Annotated in this window: 7 protein-coding genes; 5 read left to right on the forward strand and 2 right to left on the reverse strand. The window is 60.3% G+C overall.

What is annotated here, in order from left to right; genetic code table 11:
* Positions 1-97 precede the first annotated feature (97 nt).
* Entirely contained in the window at positions 98-1078 is a 981-nt protein-coding gene (locus tag BTE54_RS18915) for a mannonate dehydratase (protein WP_003521785.1), read from the reverse strand.
* Positions 1079-1145: 67 nt separating this feature from the next.
* Entirely contained in the window at positions 1146-1859 is a 714-nt protein-coding gene (locus BTE54_RS18920; protein WP_003521787.1) for a FadR/GntR family transcriptional regulator, read from the reverse strand.
* Between the two features lie 206 nt (positions 1860-2065).
* Between BTE54_RS18920 and BTE54_RS18925 the strand changes: the two genes are divergently transcribed.
* The 5 genes from BTE54_RS18925 (at position 2066) to BTE54_RS18945 (ending at position 7948) form a co-directional block, all read left to right on the forward strand.
* A complete protein-coding gene (locus BTE54_RS18925; RefSeq protein WP_020809293.1) occupies positions 2066-3094 on the forward strand; it encodes an ABC transporter permease in 1029 nt (342 codons plus the stop codon).
* Positions 3091-3990: an ABC transporter permease gene (locus BTE54_RS18930; RefSeq protein ID WP_020809292.1), complete on the forward strand. Its 900-nt coding sequence runs from the start codon at positions 3091-3093 to the stop codon at positions 3988-3990. The genes BTE54_RS18925 and BTE54_RS18930 overlap by 4 nt, the downstream gene beginning before the upstream one ends.
* On the forward strand, positions 3977-4822 hold the full coding sequence (locus tag BTE54_RS18935) for an ABC transporter ATP-binding protein (RefSeq protein WP_078053559.1): 846 nt from the start codon (positions 3977-3979) through the stop codon (positions 4820-4822). The genes BTE54_RS18930 and BTE54_RS18935 overlap by 14 nt, the downstream gene beginning before the upstream one ends.
* The gene (locus BTE54_RS18940) at positions 4819-5556 is read left to right on the forward strand and encodes an ABC transporter ATP-binding protein (RefSeq protein WP_078053560.1); all 738 of its coding nucleotides are present in this window, start codon (positions 4819-4821) and stop codon (positions 5554-5556) included. Before BTE54_RS18935 ends, BTE54_RS18940 begins: the two co-directional genes overlap by 4 nt.
* Positions 5557-5881: 325 nt before the next feature.
* On the forward strand, positions 5882-7948 hold the full coding sequence (locus BTE54_RS18945; protein ID WP_078053561.1) for an ATP-dependent helicase: 2067 nt from the start codon (positions 5882-5884) through the stop codon (positions 7946-7948).
* Positions 7949-8588: the final 640 nt, after the last annotated feature.

The raw sequence follows: 8588 nt of genomic DNA on the forward strand, positions 1-8588 counted from the left end.
CGGATCAATGATTTTCTCATACCTGCTCCTCCTACAGATCGGTAATTCACGTTTGGGAAAAGCCCGCGACGCAGCGGGGCGTCGCGGGCCAAAACGGTCAAAGATGTTTGTTATCAAGCGCTTCTATAAGCGCGGCGATGTAGCCGTAGCAGAAGGCGAAAGCGACACCGACGGCATCGCGCCCGGCAATCGTCGGCACATGGTCTGGCATGATCATGTAGCGATAGCCGAGTTCGTGATAGAGTTTCAGCGAACGCACCATGTCCATGTCGCCCTCATCGGGGAATGTCTCCATAAAGGAGAGTTTGCCGCCGCTGATATTGCGGAAGTGGACGTTGAAGATCTTGTCGCGGCTGCCGAACCACCTGATAATGTCGTCGATCTCCTCGCGCGGATTGTCGAGCATCTCGCCGATCGATCCCTGGCAGAAATTCAGGCCGTGATAGGGGCTCTCGCGCATCTGCACGAATTTCTTCAGCCCTTCGACCGTGCCGAGAACCCGGGTGACGCCCCTGTAACCCGGCGGGGTATAGGGATCGTGCGGATGGCATGCCAGGCGTACGCGGTTGCTTTCGGCCACCGGCACCACACGCTCGAGGAAGTAATCGATGCGTTCCCAGTTCTCGTCTTCGGAAAGAACGCCCGCGAGACCCGGTGCCGCATCATGGTCCGCCTTGTCCCAGCGCCAGGCTTCATTGAGCGAGCCGCCGCGGCCGCGCTCCATTTCTGTGCGCGGAATGCCGATGAGGTTGAGATTGTATTTTGCGGCAGGGATTCCGGCCCTGGCGATATTCTCTATCATCGTGCAGACGGCATCGATCTGCCGGTCGCGATCAGGACCGGCAAGCAGGATATCGGGATACGACGCCTGTTCGATGGGCCGCGACGGCAGCGGCAATTGCACCATGTCGAGAACGAGGCCAAAGCTTTCGACCTTGTCACGGTGGCGCTCAAAGTCCTCGAAAGTCCAGCTCGCGGGCTTTCCGGGCGGATCCGCGTTGATATTTTTTACGCCAAGCTGCGCCCAAACCTTAAAATCCTCGTCATCGCGCGCAGCAACCTGGGTGCCGACATACATCGATTCTCTCCTCTCTCCATGCAAGTCATCATATGACATCGCATGAAATAAGATGAGTGTCGAGATGCTATTGCGCTTCTGACAGCAACCTGTATCGGCGCTGGCTCGCAAGCATATGTTCGCGCATGGCTTTTCGCGCCGCTTCCGGATCCTGTTCGACGATGGCGCGCAGGATTGCCTCGTGCTCGGCCTGCACTTTGCGAAGATAATTCGCATCGCCGGTTTCCGGCAGCGTCGGGAACTGCCCGCGCGGTATGGAGCGCGAGCCGAACTGACGCAGAGCCTCCAGATAAAAGCGGTTATTCGTGGCGATCGCGATGGCCGTGTGAAACTCGTAATCGGCATCGACGGTGGTTTCACGCGCATCGATGGCGCGGGCCATTTTCCGATGCGCCGCAGAGATTGCGGCCTCCTGCTGGGCGGTGCGGCGATAGGCGGCGATTGCCGCCGCCTCCCCTTCCGTCGCAAGCCGGAACTCCAGCATTTCCAGCGTTTCCGCAATGGTTCCGACTTCGGATTGCGTCAGTTTCACGCCGGCCCATTCGCTGGCATTGCTGACGAAAACACCCTTGCCCTGGATGGGAACGACATAGCCGGCGGAACGCAAATCCGCGATCGCCTCGCGAACCACGGTGCGGCTCACGCCGTAGCTGCGTTCAAGCTCTGGTTCGGTAGGAAGTTGATCACCGTTTTTCAGTTTTCCACTGCGAATTTCTGCGCTGAGATTATCGATGATCTGTTGTGCCCGCCTCTCCCGCGGCCTCGCTTTGTCGCCCATCATGCCACTCTTCCCTCTTGCAGAATACGAATCCCTTCGCTACTCATATGATGACACGGCCGCACATCATATGTTTTCATGTTAGCTCAGGGAGGAGTTGGGATGAAGTACCATCAAGAGTTTTTGCAAAGGAGAATTGCGCGTCTGCGGCGAGCAGCGTGCAAAGGCTCCACTGCCGACAGCGTTCTCACAGGGAAATGCGGCCAGCAATGACGGAAATCTCACTGCGCGGGCTTGGACATCGTTTTCTGCAACTGATCGTCAGCCTCTTCATCCTGCTCTGCATCACCTTCATCATCGGCCGGGTCATGCCGAGCGATCCGGTCGGGGCAATCGTCGGCGAACTTGCCGATCCCAAGGCCTATGAGGCCATGCGAGCGCGACTGGGGCTCGACCTGCCGCTTTACCAGCAATTCTTCATCTATCTGCGCGGCCTGCTGCATGGCGATTTCGGCATTGCGATCCTGACCGGAAACCCCGTTACCCGCGATCTGGCGCAGGCTTTCCCCGCCACTTTCGAACTCGCCACGCTGGCGATCATCATCTCGACGGTCATCGGCGTCCCACTCGGTCTCGCCGCCGCCCTCTTCCGCGACACCTTCATCGACAAGTTCGCGCGCGTGTTTGCGCTGGTGGGACATTCGATACCGGTCTTCTGGTTCGGCATCGTCGGGCTGGTGATTTTCTACGCGAATCTCAACCTTGTCGCCGGCCCCGGCCGGGTCGATGTCTTTTACGAAGGCCTCGTTGAGCCGAAGACGGGATTGATGCTCGTCGACACCCTCCTTGCGGGCGAGACGGAAATCTTCTGGAACGCGCTTGGACACATCATCCTGCCGGCGATCATCCTCGCCTATATGGCCATGGCCTATATTACCCGCATGACGAGGGCCTTCACCCTCGAACAGCTCAGCCAGGATTATGTCATCGCCGCAAGGGCCAAGGGCGTCAGCCCAGCACGCACCATAACCCGCCATGTGCTGCCCAACATCGCCGTGCAGCTCATCACCGTGCTGGCGATCTCCTATGGCAACCTGCTGGAAGGCGCCGTGGTCACGGAGATCGTCTTCTCCTGGCCCGGCATCGGTCAATACATGACGAATGCGCTGCTCATCGGCGACATGAATGCGATTCTGGCCGCCACAATCGTCATCGGCTTCATTTTCATGTTGCTCAACTTCCTCGCCGATCTGGCCTACACCACGCTCGATCCCCGTACACGGGAGGCCGCACGATGACCGATATCGCGCATAACAATACCGTTGATCGTCCCAGCGCCCTGTCGCGCATCTCGACCACCACCGCGCGGACACTTCGGAAGCTCGCGGACGAACCGCTTGGAATGTTCGGCTTTGCCATTCTGGCCATTCTGGTTCTGGTCGCCATTTTCGCACCGCTCATTGCGCCTTACGATCCTGCGCGCCAGGCGCTCGAAAACGCGCTTCAACCACCCAGCTGGACACATCTGGCCGGAACCGACGAATTCGGCCGCGATATTTTCAGCCGGCTCGTATACGGCACCCGCATCACCATCCAGACGGTACTGTCGGTCTCGGTCATCGTCGGTCCTATCGGCCTTGCCATTGGCGTGATGGCCGGTTTCTTCGGCGGACGAACCGACGCGATCCTGATGCGCGCGACCGATATCGTCCTGTCCTTCCCCTCGCTCGTGCTGGCGCTTGCCTTTGCGGCCGCCATGGGCGCCGGCCTCGGCACGGCGATCATTGCGATCTCGCTGACGGCCTGGCCGCCGATTGCGCGTCTTGCCCGGGCGGAAGCGCTTGTCGTGCGCAATACCGATTACGTCGCCGCCGCCCGTCTCTATGGCGCCTCGCCGCTGCGCATCCTGTTTCTGTACATTGCACCGATGTGCATTCCCTCGGTCATCGTTCGCCTGACGCTGAACATGGCCGGCATCATCCTGACGGCCGCTTCACTCGGCTTCCTTGGTCTCGGAGCCCAGCCGCCGCTGCCGGAATGGGGCGCGATGATCTCCAGCGGCCGCAAGTTCATGCTCGACTACTGGTGGGTCGCCGTCATGCCCGGTATCGCCATCCTGCTGACGAGCCTTGCCTTCAACATCGCCGGCGATACGCTGCGCGACCTTCTGGATCCGCGTCATGCCCGTTCCTGATAGCTCCCCCATCCTTTCGGTCCGCGACCTCAATGTCCGTTTCGGCCGCAACACCATCCCGGCCGTGTCCAACGTCAATTTCGATGTCGGGCGCGAAAGGGTCGGCATCGTCGGTGAGTCCGGCTCGGGAAAATCCACCACCGGCCGGGCCGCCATGCGGCTCCTGCCGAAAAGCGCCACGGTGACCGCGGAGCGGATGGATTTCCTGTCCGAGCCGCTGCTCGAAAAATCCGAGCGGCAGATGGGCGCGATCCGCGGCAGCGAGATGGCGCTTATCATGCAGGACCCGCGTTATTCGCTGAACCCGGTGCTGCCCATCGGAAAGCAGGTGGCGGAGGCCGCCGAACTGCATCTGGCGCTGACCGGAAAGGCAGCGAGAGGTGCAGCACGGGACATGTTGCTGCGAGTGCGCATCAACGATCCCGACCGCGTGATGGCGCTTTATCCGCACCAGATATCGGGCGGCATGGGCCAGCGCGTGATGATCGCCATGATGCTGCTCGCAAAGCCCAAGCTGGTCATTGCCGACGAACCGACCTCGGCCCTCGATGTCAGCGTCCGCAAGGATGTGCTTTTGCTTCTGGACGAGATGGTGCGGGAGAATAATTCCGGCCTGATCCTCATCAGCCATGACATCCGCATGGTCGCGGCCTTCTGCGAACGCGTGCTGGTCATGTATGGCGGGCGCGTCGTGGAAACGCTGACGAAGCTGGAGGATGCGCAACATCCCTATACGCGGGGCCTGATCGCGGCGATGCCCGATCCCCGCAATCCGGTGCGGCGTCTCAAGGTGCTGGACCGTCATGCCATCGATGCGGAGGTGATGCGATGATCACGGTAGACAAGCTCGACGTCGTCTATGGCGCGAAGGAAAACCGCAATCACGTCGTGCGCGGCGTCAGCCTCACGGTCAACAGGGGTGAAACGCTCGGCATCGTCGGTGAGAGCGGCTGCGGCAAGTCGACCTTGCTGCGGTCGCTGGCGGGGCTGGAGGCCGGCTGGACCGGCTCCATCAGCTTTAACGGCAAACCGGTCGGCAAGACCCGCAGTCGCGACGAACTGAAACTGGCGCAGATGGTGTTTCAGGACCCCTACGGTTCGCTGCACCCGCGCCACCGCATCGGCCGGGCTCTCGCCGAACCGATCCGCGCCATGGGACTTGGCGATGGCTGGTCGAAAGTGCCTGCCGCCCTGCAACAGGTTGGCCTGCCCCCACATTTCGCCGAGCGCTTCCCGCATGAACTTTCCGGTGGCCAGCGCCAGCGCGTGGCAATCGCCCGCGCGCTGATCCTCGAACCGCCGATCCTGCTGCTCGACGAGCCGACATCCGCGCTCGACGTCTCCATCCAGGCGGAAATCCTGAACCTGCTTGCCGACCAGCGCGAAGAACGCGACCTCACCTTCGTTCTCGTCAGCCACGACCTCGCGGTGATCGCCCATATGTGCGACCGGGTGCTGGTCATGCAGAACGGCGATTTTGTCGATGAGCTGACCAAGGCCGACCTTGAAGCAGGCGTTACCCATTCGGCCTATTCAGGTGAGCTGTTCGAAAGCAGTTTCCTGTAACGATCACCGCCCGACGGCAACACCGGGCGGCCCATCCACGGCCGCCCCGCCTTCTCCCGTGGCGCAATTTCGGCGATTTCGCCTGCCCGGCAGCGGCCAATCGCCGACAGGGGACGAGCGACCTTTTGGGCCGACAAATCTGACCACCGACTGCGCGCAAACCACCGGAACAATGCGTTCAGCATTTGTTCTGGATTGCTGTTTGAGTCTTTGCTAATCATTGCGACGACAGGGCAGACAATGGCCGGACATTCCGACGACTGCCATCTCTGAACAAGAAGGTTCTCACCCGTGAGGACAGGCAGGTTATCTAAGGATTGCTGGCATGGCGGTTGCCTATCTGGAAAAGCTCAACGAACAGCAACGCAGGGCGGTGGAGCATGGCGTTGGGCTGGCGGAAGGGCACACGGCCGGACCGCTGCTGATCATCGCCGGGGCCGGTTCGGGCAAGACCAATACGCTCGCCCACCGTGTTGCGCATCTGATTGTGAATGGCGCCGATCCCCGCCGCATCCTGCTGATGACGTTTTCCAGACGTGCCGCCACGGAAATGTCGCGACGGGTCGAGCGTATCTGCAAACACGTTATCGGGGCGAATTCGGCAATCATGACAGACGCGCTGGCCTGGTCCGGTACGTTTCACGGCATCGGCGCGCGCCTGTTGCGCATCTATGCCGAGCAGATCGGGCTTAACATCGATTTCACCATCCACGACCGCGAGGATAGCGCCGACCTGATGAACCTCGCACGGCATGAGCTGGGCTTTTCCAAAACCGAAAGCCGCTTTCCAACGAAGGGTACGTGTCTTGCGATCTATTCGCGCGTGGTGAATTCCCAGACGCCGCTCAAGGAGATATTGCGCCAGCATTATCCCTGGGTCGCCAACTGGGAGAGTGAACTGAAAGAGCTGTTTGCAGCCTATGTGGAGGCCAAGCAGGTCCAGAACGTGCTCGATTACGACGATCTTCTGCTCTACTGGGCCCAGATGGTCAGCGACCCCGTTCTTGCAGACGATATCGGCAACCGCTTCGACCATGTGATGGTCGACGAATATCAGGATACCAACCGGCTTCAGGCTTCGGTGCTGATGGCGCTCAAGCCCGGTGGCCGCGGGTTGACCGTGGTGGGTGACGATGCGCAATCGATCTATTCCTTTCGGGCGGCGACGGTGCGAAACATCCTCGATTTTCCGGCTTCCTTCAGCCCTGCCGCCGACATCATCACGCTTGACCGCAACTATCGCTCGACGCAGCCGATCCTGGCGGCCGCCAACGGCGTCATCGATCTGGCGCGCGAGCGGTTCACCAAGAACCTCTGGACCGAGCGGCAGTCGCTGGAGCGCCCGAAACTCGTGACGGTGAAGGACGAGACCGAACAGGCGAATTTCATCATCGACCAGATTCTCGCTAATCGCGAAACCGGCATGACGCTGAAACAGCAGGCCGTGCTGTTCCGCACCTCCAGCCATAGCGGCCCGCTCGAGGTGGAACTGACCCGCCGCAACATCCCCTTCGTCAAATTCGGCGGCCTGAAATTCCTGGACAGCGCCCATGTGAAGGACATGCTGGCCGTGCTGCGCTTCGCGCAGAACCCGCGCGACCGCGTCGCCGGTTTTCGGCTGCTGCAGATGCTGCCCGGCATCGGACCGAAGAAGGCCGGCAATATTCTCGATGCGATTGCGACAGACCCCGAGCCGCTGCTTGCCCTTGCCGAAATTCCGCCGCCGCCGAAGACCGGCGACGACTGGACAACCTTCACGCAAATGCTGGTGGGCCTGCGACAGGCGCCGAACGACTGGCCGGGCCAGATCGGGCAGGCGCGGCTGTGGTACGAACCGCATCTGGAACGCATCCATGAGGATGCGGACACCCGCAAGGCCGATTTGCTCCAGCTCGAGCAGATCGCCGGCGGCTACCCCTCACGCGAGCGCTTCCTGACCGAGCTGACGCTCGATCCGCCCGACGCCACCAGCGATCAGGCCGGCGTGCCGCTGCTTGACGAGGATTATCTCAGCCTCTCCACCATCCATTCGGCAAAAGGCCAGGAATGGCGCTCCGTCTTCATTCTGAATGTGGTCGACGGCTGCATTCCCTCTGATCTCGGGGTCGGCACCACGCAGGAACTGGAGGAAGAACGCCGGCTGCTTTATGTCGCCATGACGCGCGCCAAGGACAGCCTGTCGCTGATCACGCCGCAACGTTTCTTCACCGGCGGGCAGAACCAGCAGGGCGACAGGCATGTCTACGCCGCAAGAACCCGCTTCATACCGGCGACATTGCTGCAATTCTTTGAAACGGCAACCTGGCCACTGGTGTCGGCTGCCGCTTCCGAGCGCAGCGCGCAGCAGATCCGCATCGATGTGGGTGCGCGGATGCGCGCCATGTGGAAGTAAACTTTAGTCGATCGCCTTCCCCTTTCAGAGCCGAAGTTGTGATGACCTCTGGATAAGGTAACTCTGGACTTGGTTTTTCCATTGGTCGGTAAGGTCGCCCCATGCATGCGGACCAAGATTTGCTGAAAAACTAGGTAACGCTCCGAAATGCGCTGCTGGTAATCCGTAATCTGGTTCGTCGGCGCTCAATAACTGGGCTATAACTCGCCGCACTATTGCTCCCGCCCCCAATCGCGCCGATAGAATTGCTTCATGAAAGGCATCTGCGTCTCCCCCGAAAATTGACGAAATTGCAACTTGGCTCCATTAGGTCGCTCTCGTTCACGCTGCGTGCCCAGGCGCTACGGCATATAGGACCATGCGTCTGACCGACGTTACTTATTTTGCTCCAGAGACTGAGGGGGGTATCTCATAATAATTGCGGTCAAGAATAGTTACGAAATGAGGAGGTCTTACGGTGGACAAAAATCCAGTGGACAACCGTCTTTTCCGCTAGCGTTGACAATGCTTGATCAAACATATGCCGCTGTACCGACTGCCAGGCAGTGGCCGGTGACTTGGTGTTGGAGGTCTTATGGAGCGCAGCTCTCTAGCCGTTATTCTCGCAGCGGGCGACAGCACGCGCATGAAATCGTCGAAA

Source organism: Agrobacterium sp. YIC 4121 (assembly GCF_002008205.1).
GTDB classification, from domain to species: Bacteria; Pseudomonadota; Alphaproteobacteria; order Rhizobiales; family Rhizobiaceae; genus Agrobacterium; species Agrobacterium leguminum.

What these genes read in the sequence shown, in the direction of transcription:
- BTE54_RS18915 (WP_003521785.1), bottom strand. Translation starts at nt 1,078, where the DNA reads ATGTATGTCGGCACCCAGGTTGCTGCGCGCGATGACGAGGATTTTAAG.
- BTE54_RS18940 (WP_078053560.1), top strand. Translation starts at nt 4,819, where the DNA reads ATGATCACGGTAGACAAGCTCGACGTCGTCTATGGCGCGAAGGAAAAC.
- BTE54_RS18945 (WP_078053561.1), top strand. Translation starts at nt 5,882, where the DNA reads ATGGCGGTTGCCTATCTGGAAAAGCTCAACGAACAGCAACGCAGGGCG.
- BTE54_RS18920 (WP_003521787.1), bottom strand. Translation starts at nt 1,859, where the DNA reads ATGATGGGCGACAAAGCGAGGCCGCGGGAGAGGCGGGCACAACAGATC.
- BTE54_RS18930 (WP_020809292.1), top strand. Translation starts at nt 3,091, where the DNA reads ATGACCGATATCGCGCATAACAATACCGTTGATCGTCCCAGCGCCCTG.
- BTE54_RS18935 (WP_078053559.1), top strand. Translation starts at nt 3,977, where the DNA reads ATGCCCGTTCCTGATAGCTCCCCCATCCTTTCGGTCCGCGACCTCAAT.
- BTE54_RS18925 (WP_020809293.1), top strand. Translation starts at nt 2,066, where the DNA reads ATGACGGAAATCTCACTGCGCGGGCTTGGACATCGTTTTCTGCAACTG.